Annotated in this window: 20 protein-coding genes and 1 tRNA gene; 6 read left to right on the top strand and 15 right to left on the bottom strand. The window is 68.4% G+C overall.

From position 1 onward, the window contains the following. Positions 1-33: 33 nt before the first annotated feature. A complete protein-coding gene (leuS, locus tag AA0Y20_RS11005; protein ID WP_412939250.1) occupies positions 34-2,661 on the bottom strand; it encodes a leucine--tRNA ligase in 2,628 nt (875 codons plus the stop codon). Positions 2,662-2,668: 7 nt separating this feature from the next. Then, positions 2,669-4,000 carry an anthranilate synthase component I family protein gene (locus tag AA0Y20_RS11000; RefSeq protein ID WP_412939249.1) on the bottom strand — a complete coding sequence of 444 codons (1,332 nt, stop codon included), beginning with the start codon at positions 3,998-4,000 and terminating at the stop codon, positions 2,669-2,671. Between the two features lie 42 nt (positions 4,001-4,042). Between AA0Y20_RS11000 and AA0Y20_RS10995 the strand changes: the two genes are divergently transcribed. Genes AA0Y20_RS10995 through AA0Y20_RS10980 form a run of 4 tightly spaced genes read left to right on the top strand, consistent with a single transcriptional unit; the run spans position 4,043 to position 7,445 of the window. Continuing rightward, positions 4,043-4,723: a DedA family protein gene (locus AA0Y20_RS10995; protein ID WP_412939248.1), complete on the top strand. Its 681-nt coding sequence runs from the start codon at positions 4,043-4,045 to the stop codon at positions 4,721-4,723. A 4-nt stretch (positions 4,724-4,727) separates the two neighbouring features. Next, on the top strand, positions 4,728-5,762 hold the full coding sequence (locus AA0Y20_RS10990) for an App1 family protein (protein ID WP_412939247.1): 1,035 nt from the start codon (positions 4,728-4,730) through the stop codon (positions 5,760-5,762). Positions 5,763-5,818: 56 nt separating this feature from the next. Beyond that, on the top strand, positions 5,819-6,526 hold the full coding sequence (locus tag AA0Y20_RS10985) for an SOS response-associated peptidase (protein WP_412939246.1): 708 nt from the start codon (positions 5,819-5,821) through the stop codon (positions 6,524-6,526). A 37-nt stretch (positions 6,527-6,563) separates the two neighbouring features. Beyond that, positions 6,564-7,445, top strand: coding sequence for a 3-methyladenine DNA glycosylase (locus AA0Y20_RS10980; RefSeq protein ID WP_412939245.1), 882 nt, complete (start codon positions 6,564-6,566; stop codon positions 7,443-7,445). 79 nt (positions 7,446-7,524) lie between these two features. Here the strand turns inward: AA0Y20_RS10980 and AA0Y20_RS10975 are convergent, their stop codons facing one another. From AA0Y20_RS10975 to rplU, 11 genes are all read right to left on the bottom strand, one after another. After that, complete coding sequence (locus tag AA0Y20_RS10975) at positions 7,525-7,977, bottom strand: peptidoglycan-binding domain-containing protein (protein WP_412939244.1); 453 nt, start codon at positions 7,975-7,977, stop codon at positions 7,525-7,527. A gap of 186 nt (positions 7,978-8,163) precedes the next feature. Beyond that, positions 8,164-8,236: transfer RNA gene (locus AA0Y20_RS10970), tRNA-Ala, on the bottom strand. A gap of 27 nt (positions 8,237-8,263) precedes the next feature. Continuing rightward, positions 8,264-8,653 carry a ribosome silencing factor gene (gene rsfS, locus AA0Y20_RS10965; RefSeq protein WP_412939243.1) on the bottom strand — a complete coding sequence of 130 codons (390 nt, stop codon included), beginning with the start codon at positions 8,651-8,653 and terminating at the stop codon, positions 8,264-8,266. Then, the gene (locus AA0Y20_RS10960) at positions 8,650-9,924 is read right to left on the bottom strand and encodes a hypothetical protein (RefSeq protein WP_412939242.1); all 1,275 of its coding nucleotides are present in this window, start codon (positions 9,922-9,924) and stop codon (positions 8,650-8,652) included. Before AA0Y20_RS10960 ends, rsfS begins: the two co-directional genes overlap by 4 nt. Continuing rightward, positions 9,921-10,517, bottom strand: a complete 597-nt coding sequence (gene nadD / locus AA0Y20_RS10955; protein WP_094261568.1) for a nicotinate-nucleotide adenylyltransferase — start codon at positions 10,515-10,517, stop codon at positions 9,921-9,923. The genes AA0Y20_RS10960 and nadD overlap by 4 nt, the downstream gene beginning before the upstream one ends. Positions 10,518-10,527: 10 nt before the next feature. Continuing rightward, positions 10,528-10,755 (bottom strand): hypothetical protein, encoded by a 228-nt coding sequence (locus AA0Y20_RS10950; protein WP_412939241.1) that lies wholly within the window; start codon positions 10,753-10,755, stop codon positions 10,528-10,530. A gap of 47 nt (positions 10,756-10,802) precedes the next feature. Further along, positions 10,803-12,065 (bottom strand): glutamate-5-semialdehyde dehydrogenase, encoded by a 1,263-nt coding sequence (locus AA0Y20_RS10945; protein WP_412939240.1) that lies wholly within the window; start codon positions 12,063-12,065, stop codon positions 10,803-10,805. Between the two features lie 52 nt (positions 12,066-12,117). Next, entirely contained in the window at positions 12,118-12,942 is an 825-nt protein-coding gene (gene proB / locus AA0Y20_RS10940) for a glutamate 5-kinase (RefSeq protein WP_412939239.1), read from the bottom strand. Then, a complete protein-coding gene (obgE, locus tag AA0Y20_RS10935; RefSeq protein WP_412939238.1) occupies positions 12,939-14,450 on the bottom strand; it encodes a GTPase ObgE in 1,512 nt (503 codons plus the stop codon). The genes proB and obgE overlap by 4 nt, the downstream gene beginning before the upstream one ends. A gap of 72 nt (positions 14,451-14,522) precedes the next feature. Continuing rightward, entirely contained in the window at positions 14,523-14,780 is a 258-nt protein-coding gene (gene rpmA, locus AA0Y20_RS10930) for a 50S ribosomal protein L27 (protein ID WP_023950785.1), read from the bottom strand. Between the two features lie 17 nt (positions 14,781-14,797). Next, positions 14,798-15,106 (bottom strand): 50S ribosomal protein L21, encoded by a 309-nt coding sequence (rplU, locus tag AA0Y20_RS10925; RefSeq protein WP_023950787.1) that lies wholly within the window; start codon positions 15,104-15,106, stop codon positions 14,798-14,800. A 232-nt stretch (positions 15,107-15,338) separates the two neighbouring features. On the opposite strand from rplU, the gene AA0Y20_RS10920 reads away from it, so the two are divergent. Beyond that, positions 15,339-15,611 carry a DUF4031 domain-containing protein gene (locus tag AA0Y20_RS10920; RefSeq protein WP_412939237.1) on the top strand — a complete coding sequence of 91 codons (273 nt, stop codon included), beginning with the start codon at positions 15,339-15,341 and terminating at the stop codon, positions 15,609-15,611. 34 nt (positions 15,612-15,645) lie between these two features. Here the strand turns inward: AA0Y20_RS10920 and AA0Y20_RS10915 are convergent, their stop codons facing one another. Further along, a complete protein-coding gene (locus tag AA0Y20_RS10915; RefSeq protein ID WP_412939752.1) occupies positions 15,646-18,060 on the bottom strand; it encodes an Rne/Rng family ribonuclease in 2,415 nt (804 codons plus the stop codon). 278 nt (positions 18,061-18,338) lie between these two features. Here AA0Y20_RS10915 and AA0Y20_RS10910 point away from each other — a divergent pair, with 278 nt between their 5' ends. Continuing rightward, positions 18,339-18,938, top strand: coding sequence for a vitamin K epoxide reductase family protein (locus tag AA0Y20_RS10910; protein ID WP_412939236.1), 600 nt, complete (start codon positions 18,339-18,341; stop codon positions 18,936-18,938). 61 nt (positions 18,939-18,999) lie between these two features. On the opposite strand, the gene ndk is transcribed toward AA0Y20_RS10910, so the two are convergent. Beyond that, complete coding sequence (ndk, locus tag AA0Y20_RS10905) at positions 19,000-19,416, bottom strand: nucleoside-diphosphate kinase (RefSeq protein ID WP_289329546.1); 417 nt, start codon at positions 19,414-19,416, stop codon at positions 19,000-19,002.

Here is a 19,416-nt window from a genome sequence, read left to right as displayed (position 1 = left end):
TGTGTCACCCTGTGACGACTCCCCCCGCCGTCGTCAGCGAGCGGTCGTGAAGCTGACCACCTTGGGAGCGCGAACCACGGCTCGGGCGATCTCGCGGCCGTTCAGGGCGCGGACCACCTTCTCGTCGGTGCGGGCGAGTGACTCCAGCTCATCCGAGGAGATCTTCGCCGACACGTTGAGCGTGCCCCGGACCTTTCCGTCGATCTGGACGACCGCGGTGACGGACTCCTCGACGAGAAGCGTCGGGTCGGGCTGGCGCCAGACGGCGAGGCCGACGAAGGGCTCGTGCCCGAGGGCCTCCCACATCTCCTCCGCTGTGTGCGGAGCGAACAGATCGAGGATGACGGCGACCGCCTCAGCCGCTTCGCGAACTGCCGGGTCGCTTGCGCCGGCGCCGCTGTCGATGACCTTGCGGGTGGCGTTCACGAGCTCCATGAGCCGCGCGACGACGACGTTGAACTTCGTCTGCTCGACGAGCCCCGGGGCGTCTGCCCACAGGCGGTGCGTGACCCGACGCAGCGCGGCATCCCCCTCGGCCCAGACGACGTCGATCTCGCTGTCCACGTCCGCGGCGACCCGCAGCGCACGGGCGAGGAACTTCGCCGCGCCCGTCGTGGAGACATCCGCCCAGTCCTTGTCGTCCTCGACCGGACCCGCGAACGCGAGGGCCACACGCAGGACGTCCGCGCCGTGCTGCTCGAGCTCCTCCTGGAAGAGCACGAGGTTGCCCTTGCTCTTCGACATCTTCGCGCCGTCGAGGATGACCATGCCCTGGTTGATGAGGCTCGAGAACGGCTCGGTGAACTCCACCTGGCCCATGTCGAACAGGGCCTTGGTGATGAACCGCGCGTAGAGCAGGTGCAGGATCGCGTGCTCGACGCCGCCGATGTAGAAGTCGACCGGGCCCCATTTGTCGGCCTCGCGAGGCGCGAACGGCTGGCCGGCGTCGTTCGGCGACAGGAATCGCAGGAAATACCACGAGCTGTCGACGAAGGTGTCCATCGTGTCCGGGTCGCGGCGCGCGGGATCCCCCGTCTCCGGGTCGGTCGTGGTGACCCAGTCGGTCGCGGCACCGAGCGGCGACGCGCCCTTCGGCGTGAGATCGAGGCCAGCCACGGACGGGAGGCGAACCGGAAGCTCCTCGGCGGGCACCGGAACGATCCGGCCGTCCTCGGTGTGGATCATCGGGATCGGCGTACCCCAGAAGCGCTGACGCGAGATCAGCCAGTCCCGCAGGCGGTAGGTCTTGGCCGCACGGCCGGTTCCGCTCGCGGTCAGCTGCTCGATGGCGCGCCCGATCGCGTTGCGCTTGCTCAGGCCGTCCAGTGCACCCGAGTTGATCATGCGTCCGTCACCCGTGAGGGCGACACCGGTGCGGGCAGGGTCGAGGTCATCGATCGCGGGGGCGGAGTCGACGGGCACACCCTCGTCGTCGAGCTCGATGACGGGCATCGCACCCGTCACGGGGGCCGTCGTGTCGACGACGACCCGGACGGGCAGGTCGAACGCTCGCGCGAAGTCGAGGTCACGCTGATCGTGCGCCGGGACGGCCATGACCGCACCGTGGCCGTAGTCGGCAAGCACATAGTCGGCAGCCCAGATCGGCAGCCGCTCACCGTTGATGGGGTTGATGGCGAACCGGTCGAGGAAGACACCCGTCTTCGGACGGTCTGCGGTCTGCCGGTCGATCTCGCTCGTCTTCTGGACGGTCTGCAGGTACTCGCGGAAGCGCTGCTGCACCTCCTCGGACGAACCCGCCGCAAGCTCACCCGCGAGGTCGGAATCGGGGGCGACGACCATGAACGTCGCGCCGTGGAGCGTGTCCGGTCGGGTCGAGAAGACCGTGACCTTCTCGTCACGACCCTCGATCTCGAAGTCGATGTCGGCACCGACCGAGCGCCCGATCCAGTTGCGCTGCATCTGGATGACCTTCTGCGGCCAGAAACCCTCGAGCTGATTCAGATCGTCGAGCAGGCGATCGGCGTACTCGGTGATCTTGAAGTACCACTGCGTGAGCTTCTTCTTGACGACCTCGGCGCCGCACCGTTCGCAGTGCCCATCGACGACCTGCTCGTTGGCGAGCACCGTCTGGTCGTTGGGGCACCAGTTGACCGGGCTTTCCTTGCGGTACGCCAGACCCTTCTCGTACAGCTTCTGGAAGAGCCACTGGTTCCAGGTGTAGTACTCGGGGTCGCTCGTGTGGAGCACACGGCTCCAGTCGAACGAGACGCCGTACTGGTGCAGGCTCTGCTTCTGCTGGGCGATGTTGTCGTACGTCCACGCGCGAGGATCGGCGCCGCGCTTGATGGCGGCGTTCTCGGCGGGCAGACCGAAGCTGTCCCAGCCGATCGGGTGCAGCACGTTGTAGCCGCGGTGGCGCCAGAAGCGCGCCACGATGTCGGAGTAGAGGTAGTTCTCGGCGTGCCCCATGTGGAGGTCGCCCGAGGGGTACGGGAACATCGCCAGGACGTACTTGCGGGGGCGCTTGTCATCGTCGCCGCCGGCACGGAAGGGATCGGCGTCTGCCCAGGCACGCTGCCACTTCGCCTGAACGGCGTGGGCGTCAAAAGCGGCGGAATCGGGCGTGTTTGCGCGATCAGTGGAGCTGTCGGTCACGGGTGAACCTATCTGGGAATGCGAGAAAGGGCGCGAGAGCACCATCCCCAGGCTACCGGACCCGTTCGCGCCACCGGGGCGGCAGGTCCGCGCCCAGCGCGCCCAGCGGTGCGCGTGCCTTCAACGCGACCTCATCGACCTCCGCCTCCGGGTCCGAGCCCCAGGTGATGCCCCCGCCGGCACCGACGTAGGCGTCCGCGCCGTTCACGACGATCGACCGGATGATCATCGCGAGATCGGCGTCGCCGTCACGACCCACCCACCCGAAGCAGCCCGCATACGTCCCCCGCGGTGCGTGCTCCAAACGGTTCAGGATCGTCATCGCCGAGCGCTTCGGCGCGCCCGTCATGCTCCCGGCGGGGAACGTGGCGTCGAACACCTGCGACAGCCGCACCCCTCGCCGGATGGCGCCCGAGACCGTGCTGACGAGCTGGTGCACGGCCGGATAGCTCTCGACCTCCAGCAGGCGCTCGACCACGACGGAGCCCGGTTCGCTGACGCGTTGCAGGTCGTTGCGCATGAGATCGACGATCATGACGTTCTCAGCGCGCTCCTTCGGGCTGTTCACGAGGTCTCTCACCAGCCGGTCATCGGATGCCGCATCGACGCCGCGCGGCCGCGTGCCCTTGATCGGACTGGTGATCACGGTGCCGGCGGAGAGTCCGAGGAAACGTTCGGGGCTCGCACTGATCAATGCGCGCGGCCCCGACCGGATCAGTCCGCCGTGATGCGACGACGACGCGGCTCGAAGCCGCCGGAACACCGCGAGCGGGTCGATCTGACCAGCGTCGCGCACCGAGAACCGTGTGGTCAGGCAGAGCTGGTACGCGTCACCTCGACGGATCGCGTCGCGGCAGTCCTCGACGAGTGCCGCATAACGCTCGGGCGTGACGCGTGCTTCCGAGGCGAGATCGCGGGTGCCGGCAATGACTTCATCGGCGCGTGAGGACGCCGCTGTGCACCAGGCGTCGACCTGCGCTGCGAACTCGACCATCGCGTCGTCGGGCGCCGCCACCCACACGCGTCGCGTGGTGTGGTCGAACGCCACGAACCGGTCGACGCGCAGCCAGAGAGCGTCCGGCTCGGCGGCATCCCTCTCGGCCGGGGCGCCCGCCCGGGCTGCGGCGCCGTCGTACCCCGCCCAACCGACCCAGCCGCCGACGAAGGGGCCGACGTCGCCCGCACGGGGCCGGGCGGCTCCGAGGGAGCCGTCCACCACCGGATCGGGCGCGCAGGCGGGCTCGCCCGAGCCGATCCAGCTCCACCCCGAGACGGCGTCGACTCCGGCGTCGAGCCAGAAGACGTGCTCGCCGGGCAGGTCGCCGACGAGCTTCGCAGGATCGATCCAGCCGTCGAGGCAGCGGAAGCTCGTCGTCTCGGGCACGATCACAGGCTACGTCTTAGGTCACGCCCCTAGGCTCGGAGCGTGAACGAGATCCTCGACTGGATTCTGAACACCGTGCAGAGCATCGACCCGGTGTTGCGCACGGTCGTCGCGGGTATTGCGATCATGCTCGAAACGAGCGTGCTCATCGGGCTCGTCGTGCCGGGCGACACCGTCGTCATCGTGGCCGCGACCGCCGTCGGGAGCGTGGGCGAAGGCTTCGTGCTCGGCGCCGCCGTCGTCGTCGGCTCGCTCGCGGGTGAATCGATCGGGTTCGCGCTCGGGCGCTGGCTCGGTCCCCGCATCCGCTTCTCACGACTGGGGCGCCGCATCGGCGAGGAGAACTGGGTGCGCTCGGAGCTCTACCTGCGTCGTCGCGGTGGGCCGGCGATCTTCCTCTCGCGGTTCCTGCCCGTCCTGCACTCGCTGGTGCCGTTGACTGTGGGGATGAGCGGCTTCTCGTATCGCCGTTTCCTGGCGTGGACCGCCCCGGCGTGCATCATCTGGACGTCCCTCTACGTCGGCGTCGTCGCCGCAGCGGCGAAGACCTATCGCGCGGTCTCCGACAACATCCAGTACGCCGGCTACCTGTTCGTCGGCGTCATCGTGCTGTTCCTGGTGCTGGCCTATCTCGTGAAGCGTCTGATCACGCGCCGCGAGGCGCGTCATCTGCGGCTCGAGGAAGAGAAGACCCGACTCGCGGACGGGGACGTGAAAGACTGAAGCGATGGCTTCCTCACCCGCACCACGGAAGAAGATCCTGTGGTTGGCGCGCCTCGAGCGCCGCTTCCACTCGTGGCGGGAACGTCGCGCCCGCGCGCGGGGTCAACGGCCGACCGTCGCCGCGTATCCCGGCTACGGCGGCGACGGCTGGGTCCGCGTGCTCGGACGAGTCCTGATCGCACCTCAGAAGAGCCCCGCGAAGGGCGGCGAGTACGCGTCGGTCCGGGGATGGCGAAGCTTCGCGTCGGTACCGGTGGCGTTCGCACAGGTGAAGGTCACGATCGCGGGGACGACGCACGACGTCATCGCCGATCGCGGCGGGGTCGTCGACGTCGAGCTGCCCGGATCGCTCGAGCCCGGCTGGCAGACGATCACGATGACCGTCGAGGGCAGCGATGTCATCGAGACCCGCGTCTTCGTGATCTCCGGCGACATCGACTTCGGGATCATCTCCGACATCGACGACACCGTCATGGTGACCGCTCTGCCGAGACCCTTCGTCGCCGCCTGGAACTCGTTCGTGCTCGATGAGCATGCGCGCCAGCCGGTTCCGGGCATGGCGGTCATGCTCGAACGGTTGACGCGCGATCGCCCCGGCAGTCCTGTCATCTACTTGTCCACCGGCGCTTGGAACGTCGCCCCGACGCTCATCCGCTTCCTCCGGCGTCATGTGTTCCCATCCGGCCCGATGCTCCTGACCGACTGGGGACCGACCCACGACCGGTGGTTCCGCAGCGGACGCGATCACAAGGCTGAGAACCTGCGACGACTCGCGAAGGAGTTCCCGCATGTGCGGTGGCTTCTCGTCGGCGACGACGGCCAGCACGACGACGCTCTGTACACCGAGTTCGCGAGTGAGAACCCGGATCGTGTGCGGGCGGTCGCGATCCGACGACTGTCGCCGGCCGAAGCCGTCCTCGCGGGCGGGCGCACCGCGGTGAACGACCATTCCGCGGCGCAGGTGCCCTGGGTCACCGGATCGGACGGCGCCGCCCTCCTCGACCGTCTCGCGGACGTCGGTGTCATCGCGCGCGACTGAGTCGTGATCGAGTGCCGCGCGCTCCGGATGTCGCAGGCGCGCCTTACGCTGAAGGCATGTGCGGTCGTTTCGTCGTAGCCCGCGTCGGTTCCGAGCTCGCGAGCGTTCTGCACGCCGAGATCGTTCCCGACGATCTGCCCTCTCCGTCGTTCAACATCGCGCCCACGGCACAGGCGACGATCGTGCTCGACTCGGTCAAGACCGAGCCTCCGACGCGTCGCCTCGCCTCCGCCCGCTGGGGCCTCGTGCCCGGCTGGGCCAAAGACCCGTCGGTCGGGACCCGCGCGTTCAACGCCCGGTCCGAGGAGGCGGCGGAGAAGCCGACGTTCCGCGATGCGCTGGTCTCGCGCCGCGCCGTCATCCCGGCATCGGGCTACTACGAGTGGCGGGAGCAGGACGGCGCGAAGACGCCTCATTTCATCAGGCCGGAGAACGGTGAGCCGCTCTTCTTCGCGGGGCTCTACGAATGGTGGAAAGACCCGTCGCGTCCCGCTGACGACCCCGGCCGGTGGCTGTTGAGCTTCACCATCCTGACGCGTTCCGCCGTCGGTGGTCTGGCCGAGATCCACGACCGGATGCCGCTGATGATCGACGCGGAGTACGCCGACGTCTGGCTCGACCCCACCACCGAATACCCGGCCGACCTCCTCGACGCGGTGGCCGACGCGGCACCGGCCGTCGTCGATACGCTCACGTGGTTCGCCGTCGGCTCTGCGGTGGGCAACGTGCGCAACGACGATGCATCGCTCATCGAGCCGGCGTGACGCACTCTCCCAGCGCGCCGGTGTCTATCCTCGAGAGGTGACGCTCCGCCTCTCCGACCCCGTGCATTTGGCACCCGCGCCATGGCACCAGCTCGCCGACGCGCATGCGGAGCGGGCCGACGCGCTGACCGAGGCGCACCGGCGGCGGGCTTCGCGCGCCGAGAAGCATCCGGTCGAGGACTTCCTGTTCACGTACTACTCCTACAAGCCCGCGGTGCTGCGGCGCTGGCATCCGGGCCCGGGTGTCGTGCTCGAAGGCGGCGCGGACCAGCGCGGCGGCTGGCGCTGGTACGAGATCGCCCACGGTCGCGACGTGCGTGTCGCCGACGAGCAGTTCCGCCAGGAGCGCGCCTCGCTCTATCGCGGGGTGACGGGCCTCCTCCGCGCCACTCGCGACCGCGCCGGCGTCTTCGGGTGCTTCGGCCTGCACGAGTGGGCGATGGTCTATCGCGCCGATTCAACGCGTCACGAGATCCCTCTTCGGCTGGGCTCCGCGGGAACGGACGCCGTCGTCGAGGCCCATGACCTCCGCTGCACGCACTTCGACGCGTTCCGTTTCTTCACGCCCCAGGCGGTTCCTCGCAACCGCGAGCCCCTCGACCGGGAGGGCGCCGTGGGACGCGAGCAGCCGGGATGTCTGCACGCCGGAATGGACGTCTACAAATGGATGCTGAAACTCGGCCCTCTCGTGCCGGGACATCTGTTGCTGGACGCATTCGTCCTCGCTCGCGACATCCGCGAACTGGATATGCGCGCGTCACCGTACGATCTGCGGGAATGGGGCTACTCCCCCATCGCTATCGAGACGGCCGAGGGCAAAGCCGAGTACGTGCGTCAGCAACGGCTGCTGAGCGCCCGCGGTCAGGCGCTGCGCACATCGGTCCTCGATGTGCTGGACTCGGCCGCTGCGCGATCCTGATCCCCTCACGCACACGTATTCGAGGCCCCGGATGCAGGAAAGCAGCCGAGGCCTCGAATACGCCGTGGATCTTTCTCAGTCAGAGGCCGAGCTGCGATCCGCGCGTGCAGATCGATCCGCCACCCCACCATTTGAGGTGCGACCGCGTCGTCGCTCCGTAAACACCGTCGACCCCGATACCCTCGACGCTCTGCGCGTACATCAGCGCGTTGTAGGTCGCGGGCCCGAACGCTCCGTCCTCGGCGAGGCCCCGTCCGTAGCAACGGTTCAGCGTCTGCTGCAGCACGGTCACCGCGACGCTGTTGTTCCCCGACTCGAGGATGCAGTTGTATGTGTTCCCCGCGCGCGGAATCTTGTACCACGCGCCGTTCCCCGGAATGATGTTCTCGTAGCTGTAACAGTACGAGGAGGCACGCGCCGACGCATCGGGCGATTCCCCGGCGGAACTCGTGCCCGCGTATGCAGAGGCCGGCGCCGCTGCCAGGCTGCTTCCGAGCAACACGAGAGCGGCCGCAATCGCCGCCCGCTTCATGGAGACAGTAAACGTCATCATTGACTCACATTCATTTACAGGCCTCGCTTATGCTGCTGAGGCGCATCCGGTGAATTCGATGAACGATACAGGTCGTGTGGCGTCGACATAAGGGCCCCATCGCGCAGGATGCCGGATGACACGAAAAAGCCCCGCCGGTGGCGGGGCTTTTTCATATCGTATGGGTGGACCTGAGGGGACTCGAACCCCTGACCCCCTGCATGCCATGCAGGTGCGCTACCAGCTGCGCCACAGGCCCGTGGTTACCGCTCTCGCGGCAACTCATTTAGCTTACAACATCTCCGGGAGTGCTCGTGACCACGGTGGCCTCGATCGGGATGATCGGGCAGTCCTTCCACAGTCGCTCGAGCCCGTAGTACACACGCTCCTGCTCGTGGAAGACGTGCACGACGAGGTCGCCGAAGTCGAGCAGCACCCAGCGCGACTCGGTGCGTCCCTCACGCCGCAGGCGCTTGTGACCGGCTTCGAGCATGCTCTCCTCGACCGCGTCCGCGATTGCTGCGACGTTGCGCTCGCTGTTGCCGCTGACCAGCAGGAACGCGTCGACGAGCGGGAGGGGCTGCGACACATCGAGGGCGACGAGGTCCTCGCCGCCTTTCGATTCCGCGGCCGCCGCCGCGACGGCGACCATGTCGATGACTGCTTGTGAACTCATCCGAAGACTCCTGTGAAAAGCGAGACGAGCAGAACGCCCGCCAGGGCGAGGGCGAGGGCCCCCGCGGTGATGGCGAGGGCGACCGTCCAGCGGCTGCCCTTCTCCGGCGCCGGCGGACGGATGACGTCCTCGGCGCTCTTGATGGTCGAGATGGCCGCGCTTGCGGCGATGGGAGTGGGAGAGGACGAAGCCGGCAGCTCGCCGTCGACGAGAACTGCGTCGACCTCCTTGCCGTCCGCCACTCCCGGAACGACTCCGGTCGATCCGAAGCTCTCGGGAAGGGTGAACGTGCCGGTGATCAGCACCTCGCCGGTGGCCGTGACGGGGGCGACCAGGGGCCCCCCGTCGGGGTTCTCGGCCAGGATGAGCGCGTTAGGAGTCGTGAAGGCCCCGGTCGCGGCGGCACTGCGCGAGAGCAGCTGATCGAACGACGTGGGAACGTCGGTCGCCGTCGACTCGCCAGCGAGCAGGTCGGCGCCGAGGTCGTTCGACACGACGTGCCGCTCGGGCTCCTCGTGGTCGTCGACGCGTTCGTCGGCTGCGGGCTCGGACGAGGCGGCGGGTTCGTCGTCGACGGCCTGGAGGGCCTCGGACGCGGCGGCGTCGTACTCGACGACATCCGGCTCTCGCGACGAGAGTGCGGACGGCTCGGAATCAGGAGCGTCGTCGTCGCGGGATTCAGCGTCGGCATCCGCATGCACGTCGTCTTCATGCACGTCGTCTTCGAGCACGTCACGATCGTGCTCCTCTGCGTCTGCCTCTGCCTCGGCTTCAGCGCCATCCTCGGGCGCGTCAGAGGATTCTTCGGAATCCCCATCGATGTCCGGTTCAGCGTCGGAGTGCGCCGGTGCGCCGTCATCCGCCGGTCCGCCGGTCTCGGCCTCGTCGACACCATCGGGCACCGGCTCGGCCGGCGCCCCTGCCGCGTCGGCTTCCTCATGATCGGTGGGAACCGTCGGATGCTCGCCGGTAGCCGTCACGACCGGGATGGACGCAGTACGGATCTTCTCCTGCAGACGTGCCTGACGGCGGGTCAGCGCCGGTGATCCGAGGTCGACGGATGCCTGCGGCACGGGCGCCGGAGGAACCTCGACCGGGTCCGCGGCTCGCGGCAACGGCACGGGGGCGGGAGTCTGCTCCCCTCCGATCGCGGAGGCGTCGTCGGTGGCGTCGGGGTCGACGATGATCGGGTTGGAAGCCGTGTTGCGCAGCTCACGCAGTTGCCGGCGCGTCAGCTGCGGAGTCGGTGGCTGTTGCTCGTTGTCGCTCATGCCTTGCTCCGATAGAGATGATGCTTCGCAATGTATTGGACGACCCCGTCTGGAACGAGGTACCACACCGGATGTCCGCGTCCGACTCGCGCCCGGCAGTCGGTGGATGATATCGCCAGAGCGGGGATCTCGAGCAGGCTCACATCGTCGCTGGGCAGTCCGGCACTCGAAAGCGTGTGACCAGGACGAGAGACGGCGACGAAGTGGGCGAGCTCCCACAGTTCATCATGGTTCCTCCAGCTGAGAATCTGCGCGATGGCATCAGCTCCGGTGATGAAGAAGAAGTCGGCGTCGGGGCGCTGAGCCTTCAGGTCCCGCAGCGTGTCGATCGTGTAGGTGGGGCCGTCGCGGTCGATGTCGACCCGACTGACCGTGAACATGGGGTTGGATGCGGTCGCGATGACCGTCATCAGGTACCGGTGCTCCCCCGGCGACACGAACGACTTCTGCCACGGCGTCCCCGTCGGAACGAAGATGACCTCGTCGAGGTCGAACGACTGCGCGACCTCGCTCGCGGCCACCAGGTGTCCATGATGAATCGGGTCGAACGTGCCGCCCATCACGCCGATACGCGGCGCACGCGTTCCCGTCATCGGAGCAGCCTCAGTGGTGGCCGTTCTCCGACTGCGTCAGTTGGTTCCCGTGCGCGGCGGCGTACGCCTCAGCCTTGCCGGAGTGGCGGTTCGCGACGTTGCGGTACGAGAGCGTCACGAGACCGAGGGAGAGGAAGATGACCAGGGCGATGACGCCGAAGATCATCGTCTCCGCCTGCACGTTGCCGTGGTGCTCGGTCTGCTCGGCGGCGAATGCGGTGATCGTGGCGAGGGTCATCAGGGCTCCGTTCGTTTCGCGCGGCGGCGCATGTCAAGTTTAGGCGGTCAGGCGCGCGTCTGCCCGGCGCCGCGCGCGAGCCACTTCGTGCTGGTCAGCTCGGGAAGTCCCATGGGGCCGCGAGCGTGCAGTTTCTGCGTGGATATCCCGACCTCGGCTCCGAAACCGAACTCCCCGCCGTCGGTGAAGCGGGTCGAGGCGTTCGCCATCACGACGGCGGCATCGACCTCGGCCAGGAAACGCTCGGCGTTCACCTCGTCGGCGGTCACGATGGCCTCGGTGTGCATCGTCGAGTAACGACGAATGTGCTCGAGGGCCTGGTCCAGATCGTCGACCACGCGCATCGAGAGATCCAGGCTCATGTGCTCGGTGGCCCAATCGTCCTCGGTCACCGGCACAGCCTGCGGCACGAGGCGGCGCACGTCGTCATCGCCGTGGATGATGACGCCCGCACCGGTGAGGGCCTCCGATACGGCCGGGATGAGGCGATCCGCAGCAGCCCGCACGACCAGCACGGTCTCGACGGCGTTGCAGACGCTGGGGCGCTGCGCCTTCGCGTTCACGACGATCTCGCGAGCCCAGTCCAACGGCGCCGTCTCGTCGAGGACGATGTGGACGACCCCCGCCCCGGTCTCGATGACGGGGACGGTCGATTCCGTCACGACCGTCTCGATGAGCTGAGCGCTGCCGCGAGGGACCAGCACATCGACGAGACCGCGAGCGCGCATGAGGAAGCGCGCACCCTCTCGGCCGAAATCATCGACGGTCTGGATGCCGTCGGGATCCACCCCCGCCCGCTCCAGCGCGTTCCTCATCGACGCGATGAGTGCTGCGTTCGTCGATTGCGCCGCCGACCCACCGCGGAGGACCACGGCGTTCCCGGAGCGCAGCGCGAGCGCGGTGATGTCGACGGTGACATTGGGCCGTGCCTCGTAGATCGAGGCGACCAAACCGAAAGGCACGGCGACCTTCTGCAGCCGCACGCCGCCGGGGAGCTCGCGCTCATCGAGGACGCGGCCCACGGGGTCGGGAAGGCGTGCGACGTCACGAACGGCGCTCGCGAGCGCCGCGACACGCTCGTCGTCGAGGACGAGACGATCGCGCAGACCGGCGGAGATACCCGCTGCATCCCCGCGGTCGAGATCATCGCGGTTCGCCGCGACGATACGCGCGGTGTCAGCGATCAGCGCATCAGCGATCGCGTCGAGGAGCGCTGTCTTGGCGGCGTCTTCCAACAGGCCGATCGAGCGGCTCGCACGTTTCGCAGCGCGCAGACGATCGGAGACGTCGGGTGCGACGAGGGTGGTCATCCCGCCAGTCTAGCGACGGGCAGGACGGCCGACCCGAGCCCGAACCTCGACCTCAGGCCACGCCGATGGCGCCGGTGCCCGACGGGAGGACCGGGGCCGGGTTCGCCTCGAACCACGTCCCGACCGGGGCTCCGGCGAGTACCTCGCTCGCGAGATCGATGCTCGTCACGAGCGCCGCGACGCCGCCCTCGGCAGCCAGCCGAGCCGCGGAGGCCTTCGTCGCCGCTCCGCCCGTTCCGACGCTGTTGACGACCGTCGCCCCGAACTCGTAGGCACTCAGATCATCGTCGAACGCGACCGTGTCGATCGCACGCGCGCCCGGTTCGCTCGGCGGCCGCGTGTACAGACACGCGATGTCGCTGAGCAGCACGAGGGCATCCGCACCGATGAGGCGGGAGACCAGGGCCGCAAGCCGGTCGTTGTCTCCGAACCGGATCTCATGGGTCGCGACGGTATCGTTCTCGTTCACGATCGGCAGGATGCGCAGCCCGAGAAGACGCTCCATGGCCCGTCGCGCGTTCGACCGGTGCGTGGGGTCGTCGAAGTCGCCCGCGGTCAGCAGGACCTGCCCAGCCACGATGCCGTACTCCCGCAGTGCGTCCTGGTATCGGTACACGAGCACGTTCTGGCCGACCGCCGCGGCCGCCTGCTGGGTGGCCAGGTCCGTCGGGCGTTCATCGAGACGGAGGTAGGGCATGCCGGTCGCGATGGCACCCGACGACACGAGCACCACCTCGGTCCCGCGGGCGTGGGCCTCAGCGAGGGCGTCGACCAGCGAGTCGATCTTGCCGGAGTTCGCACCGCTGATCGACGACGAACCGACCTTCACGACCACGCGTCGTGCGCCGTTGAGCTCGGCGCGTGAGAGCAGGCTCACGCGTCGTCCTCGTCAGCACCTCGCGTCTTCTCGGCCCGGCGCTCCGCCTCGAGCTCCGCACGGGCCTCCGCCTTGGCGTCCATGCGCTCGTGGTAACGCTCACGGCGCTGGTTGGACGTTCGACGCGGGTTGAGGTCGAGACGCGGATCGGTGCCTCGCGGCGCGGACATCAGCTCCGCTGCAGACGACAGCGACGGATGCCAGTCGAACACGATGCCGTCGCCCTCGCCGATGACGACCGTCGAACCCGGCGTCGCACCGAGCCGGAAGAGCTCGTCCTCGATGCCGAGCTTGTCGAGGCGGTCGGCGAGGAAGCCCACAGCCTCTTCGTTCTGGAAGTCCGTCTGCTGCACCCAGCGCACGGGCTTCGCGCCCAGGATGCGGTAGAGGTTGCCGTAGGTGCCGCCCTCCACGCGCACGGTGAAGTCGCGTTCGGCGCCCTTCGGACGGATGACGATGCGCTCTGCGGGCACCTCGGCCGCTGCCGAGACGCGGTGCTCGGCGACGAGCTCGGCCATGGCGAACGACAACTCGCGCAAGCCCTGCCGGCTGACGGTCGAGATATCGAACACGCGGTAGCCGCGGGCTTCCAGGTCTGGGCGCACCAGCTCGGCGAGATCGCGCGCCTCGGGCACGTCGGTCTTGTTGAGCGCGATCAACTGCGGACGCTCGAGCAGGGGGACCTGGCCCTCGGGAACGGGGTACGCGCCGAGCTCGGCGAGGATCACGTCGAGGTCGCTGATCGGGTCGCGACCGGGCTCGAGCGTGGCGCAGTCGAGCACGTGCACCAGGGCCGAGCACCGCTCGACGTGACGGAGGAACTCGAGACCGAGGCCTCTTCCCTCGCTCGCGCCTTCGATGAGCCCCGGAACGTCGGCGATCGTGTACCGCACGTCGCCCGCCTGAACGACACCGAGGTTGGGATGCAGCGTCGTGAAGGGATAGTCGGCGATCTTCGGGCGGGCAGCGGACATCGCGGCGATCAGGCTCGACTTGCCCGCGGACGGGAATCCGACGAGGGCGATGTCGGCCACGGTCTTCAGCTCGAGCTGGACGTCGCCTTCCCAGCCGGGGGTGCCCAGAAGCGCGAACCCGGGAGCCTTGCGCTTCGGAGACGCCAGCGCGGCGTTTCCGAGCCCGCCCTGACCGCCGGGTGCGGCGACGAAGCGCATGCCGGGAGTGACCATGTCGACGAGCGTCTCGCCGTCGGGGCTCTTGACCACGGTCCCGACCGGCACGGGAAGCTCGAGATGCTCCCCCGCCGCGCCCGAACGGTTGTCGCCCATACCGAAGCCGCCGTTGCCGCCGGAGCGGTGCGGCGAGTGGTGGTAGGACAGCAGGGTCGTCACCTGCGGGTCGGCGACGAGGACGACGTCGCCGCCGTCACCACCGTTGCCGCCGTCGGGGCCGGCGAGCGGCTTGAACTTCTCACGGCGCACCGACACGCAGCCGTTGCCGCCCTTGCCGGCGCGCAGATGCAGCGTCACTCGGTCGACGAACGTCACCATGCGGTGCCTCCTGAAAACAGGGCGAGGGGCGAGCCGAAGCCCGCCCCTCGCCGCGAAGTGGTCTGGTCCGAATTACTCGGCGGCCGCCACGATGTTGACGACCTTGCGGCCACCCTTCGTGCCGAACTCGACAGCACCGGCCGCGAGCGCGAACAGGGTGTCGTCGCCGCCACGGCCGACGTTGGCGCCGGGGTGGAAGTGGGTGCCGCGCTGGCGAACGAGGATCTCGCCGGCGTTGACGGCCTGGCCGCCGAAGCGCTTCACGCCGAGGCGCTGTGCGTTGGAATCACGACCGTTACGGGTGGAGCTTGCGCCCTTTTTGTGTGCCATCTCTGCGTCTCCCTGGCTTACTTGATGCCGGTGATCTTGACGCGCGTGAGGTCCTGACGGTGGCCCTGGCGCTTCTTGTAGCCGGTCTTGTTCTTGAACTTCTGGATCACGATCTTCGGGCCGCGCTCCTCACCGAGAACCTCAGCGGTGACCGTGACCTTCGCGAGCTTGTCAGCGTCGGTGGTCACGGCGTCGCCGTCGACGAGGAGAACGGCGGGAAGCTCGAGCTTGTCACCGATCTGAGCCGCCTGACGATCGAGGACGACGATCGTGCCGACCTCGACCTTCTCCTGACGGCCGCCGGCGCGCACAACTGCGTAAACCACTTCACACCTGTTTCTTCTGTGGAGCGCACGGCTCCGGTTGTCTTTGCGAGACTGGAAAGTCTTGGTGCGCGTGCCCCAGGTGATCCTGTGGCTGAGCCGCTATCGTGACGGGACGTCGACGGACTCGCTGCACCAAGGGTCCACTTTACCGGATGCCGGCAGATCCGGCAAAAGGACGGCCGGGTGTGTCGCGACCGAGGCCCGCGGTGCAACCGCTTCGTAGGATCGGAGAATGGCGATTCTCATCGACGACCCCCGGTGGCCGGCGCACGGCCGCCTCTGGTCGCACCTCGTCAGCGACTCGGATCTCGACGAGCTGCACGCTTTCGCGCGGCGTCATGATCTGCCGGCTCGAGCATTCGATCTCGACCATTACGACGTCCCCGATTCGGCGTTCGACCGCCTGGTCGCCGGCGGCGCGCTCCCGGTCTCGGGCCACGAGCTCGTCCGGCGTCTCATCGCGTCGGGGCTCCGCATCACAGCGCGCGAACGCCGCGGCATCTGACTCGATCCCGCGGCGTTCGTCTCGTCGCTGAGGGTCAGTCCTCCGAGGCCGGCGACGCCGACACAGGAGTTCCGCTCAGAGCTGCCGTGGTCACGCGACGGCGCCCGCGTCCCTGGCCGGGCGCCTTGGGCTCGGGCAGCGCATTGAGCACGGAATCGAGCAGCAGGTCCTTCTCGGTCCGCGGCGCCTTGGACTCGGCCTTCTTGCGTCGCGGCTTCTTCGGACGCTCGACGGGCGCGGGCTCGACCTCGGCCGGGGCCGCGATGATCTCGGCGTCTTCTTCAGCGGCGGTCGCCTGAATCGTCGAAGCGGCGATCTGCGCGAGCGCGGACTTCGCACCCTCGGTGATCACGTGGGTCCCGCCGTTCGCCGGCGCCGGTGCCGGGTTCGCGCCGCCTCGTCCGTTGCGACGAGCGGAGCCGTTGCCGCCGCCGTTGGCGCTCTGAGCGCCGGAGCCGCGGTGCTTGACGACGGGGTCGTGGTGGACGATGACGCCGCGACCGGCACACACCTCGCAGGCCTCGCTGAAAGTCTCGAGGAGCCCCAGCCCGAGCTTCTTACGGGTCATCTGCACGAGGCCCAGCGATGTCACCTCGGCGACCTGATGCTTCGTCCGGTCTCGGCTCAGGCACTCGATGAGACGCCGCAGCACGAGATCACGGTTCGACTCGAGCACCATGTCGATGAAGTCGACGACGATGATGCCGCCGATGTCACGCAGGCGCAGCTGGCGGACGATCTCCTCGGCCGCCTCGAGGTTGTTCTTGGTGACGGTCTCCTCGAGGTTGCCGCCCGAGCCGACGAACTTCCCCGTGTTGACGTCGACGACCGTCATGGCCTCGGTCCGGTCGATGACGAGCGAGCCGCCGGAGGGCAGCCACACCTTGCGGTCCAGCGCCTTCTCGATCTGCTCGGTGACCCGGAACGCGTCGAAGGGATCCTGCTCGTCCTCGTACTTCTCGATGCGCTCCAGAAGATCGGGCGCGACTCCCGTGAGGTACGACGTGATCGTCGAGTGAGCCTCGTCACCCTGGATGAGCATGCGCGAGAAGTCTTCGTTGAAGACATCACGGACGATCTTGACGAGGAGGTCGGGCTCGGAGTGGAGAAGGGCGGGGGCCTGGATCTTCTCGAGCTGCGAGCTGATGTGCTCCCACTGCGAGGTGAGACGCTGCACGTCACGCGTGAGCTGCTCCTCGGTCGCCCCCTCGGCGGCCGTACGCACGATGACGCCGGACGACTCGGGAAGGACCTCCTTGAGGATGCGCTTCAGCCGCGCACGCTCGGTGTCGGGAAGCTTGCGGGAGATGCCGTTCATCGCCCCGCCCGGGACGTAGACGAGGTAGCGGCCCGGAAGCGAGATCTGACTCGTGAGCCGCGCACCCTTGTGCCCCACGGGATCCTTCGTGACCTGCACGAGGACACGGTCGCCGGACTTGAGCGCGAGCTCGATGCGGCGCGGCTGGTTGCCCGTCTCGACGGCATCCCAGTCGACCTCGCCGGAGTACAGCACCGCGTTGCGCCCGCGGCCGATGTCGACGAAGGCCGCTTCCATGCTCGGCAACACGTTCTGCACCCGGCCGAGGTAGACGTTGCCGATGAGCGATGCGTCCTGGTTGCGCGCGACATAGTGCTCGACGAGCACGTTGTCCTCGAGGACCGCGATCTGGATGCGGCCGTTCTTCGACCGGACGATCATGACCCGGTCGACGGCCTCGCGGCGGGCGAGGAACTCCGCCTCGGTCACGACGGTGCGACGGCGACCGGCCTCCCGGCCGTCGCGACGGCGCTGCTTCTTCGCTTCGAGTCGCGTCGAGCCCTTGATCCGCTGCGGCTCGGTGATGAGCTCGACAGCACGCTGGCGCGGAGCCGGCTCGTTGCCGTCGTCCCCGTTCGCCCCTCCGCGGCGACGACCGCGACGGCGCGAGCTGCTGGAGCCCGACGAGGAACCCGAGTCATCGTCGTCGTCGTCATCCGGCAGTGCCGGCAGCGCGGCGATCTCGGGAGCGTAGAAATGCAACGCGGTGGAGACCGCCGACACGAAGTCCGCGGGCAGGAGGCCGAGCGACACCGCCGTCGGCGGGCCCGAGTCAGCGGGGGCGACCTCGTCGCTGGCCGCCGGCTCTCCGGAACCGGTCTGCTCCTCTGCCGGGGCGGGCTGGTCCGCCGGCGACGTCTCCTCAATCGCCGGCGCGACAGTCTCTGCCGGCTCATCGGGCGTGACCGGCTCATCCGGAACCGCGGGAACCACGGCGTCCTCGGCTGACCCCTCGCCCTCGCTTTCACCGGGGACGGGCTCGGCTTCCGCGTCGTCGGCGGCGCGCCCGCTGTCGATGTGCTCCTCGGTCGCGTCGATGGACGCCACCGCGTCAGCCAGTTCGGCTGCGGCGGGGTCTACCGCGTTCTCGGACTCATCGGGGGTCTGGTTGTCATTGCGATCGTCGGCCATCACTGGCGTACTCCTCTTCGGGCGGAACCGCGCGCCGCCCGGCACATCTCTGGCGGCGTCGCTCCCGGAAGGACGAGCCGCGAACTCACTCGGTGTGCAGCCGGCTCTCGGCGCGGCCTGCGTGGGCAGCCATTGCCCGAAGTCTCTCGTGAAGCACAGTCGCAGCGCGGCTGCGTGCGTGCATCGACATTCATTATCGCACTACCCGCGAGGCTTCGTGGGACGCGGCCTCCGCGGCTCTCGGCGGGGTCATCGGGTGCGGTGGGATAATCGCCCTCATGTCCGCTTCCCACAGCCACGCCCGCCCCGTCGCTCTCGCCGTCTGGCTGATGATCGCAGGCGTGATCGGCTGGATCGCCGCCTTTGCTCTGACGACCGAACGCCTCCACCTGCTCGAGGACGCGACCGCGACGGCATCCTGCGACTTCAACATCGTCGTGCAGTGCGGTGTCAATCTCGCGTCCCCGCAGGGCTCGGTGTTCGGATTTCCGAATCCCCTGCTCGGGCTGACGGGATGGGTCGCACCGGTCGTCGTCGGGGCGGCGATCCTCGCCGGGGCCCGATTCGCACGATGGTTCTGGATCCTGTTCTGGGCGGGGATGGCCTTCGCGTTCGGGTTCGTGGTCTGGCTCATCTCGCAGAGCATCTTCGTCCTCGGCACGCTCTGCCCGTGGTGCATGGTCACCTGGTTCGTGACGATCCCGAGCTTCTACGCGGTCACGCTCCACCTCCTGCGCTCGGGCGTCGTCCCGCTGCCGCGGCGGGGACGGGCCGTCGCGGGCACCCTGTCGGGCTGGGTTCCGCTTCTCGCGGTGCTGAGCTACGTTGCGATCGCCGTGATCGCGCAGATCCGGCTCGATTGGATCGGGTTCCTCTGAAACGACGGCGCCCGCGAGCCGACGTCATGACGTCGAGTCGCGGGCGCGATGTCGCAGCGGGTCAGCCGAACCAGATCTGCAGCTCGCGAGCGGCCGATTCGGGGCTGTCCGAACCGTGCACGAGGTTCTGCTGGACCGCCAGGCCCCAGTCGCGACCGAAATCGCCACGGATCGTTCCCGGCGCGGCCGTGGTGGGGTCCGTTGTCCCGGCGAGCGAGCGGAATCCCTCGATGACGCGGTTGCCGGCGAGACGGATAGCGACTGAAGGCCCGCTCTGCATGAACTCGAGCAGCGGCTCGTAGAACGGCTTTCCGGCGTGCTCGGCGTAGTGCTTCTCGAGCAGCTCACGGTCGGCCTCGACGAGACGGATGTCGACGAGCGCGTATCCCTTCGCCTCGATGCGAGCGAGGATCGCGCCGGTGAGGCCGCGGGCCACGCCGTCGGGCTTGACGAGGACGAGGGTCTCTTCGGTGGGCAT

Origin of the sequence: Microbacterium pratiae (assembly GCF_047302165.1) — a bacterium.
Taxonomy (GTDB): Bacteria; Actinomycetota; Actinomycetes; order Actinomycetales; family Microbacteriaceae; genus Microbacterium.
This window is presented reverse-complemented; position numbering and strand designations above follow the sequence as displayed.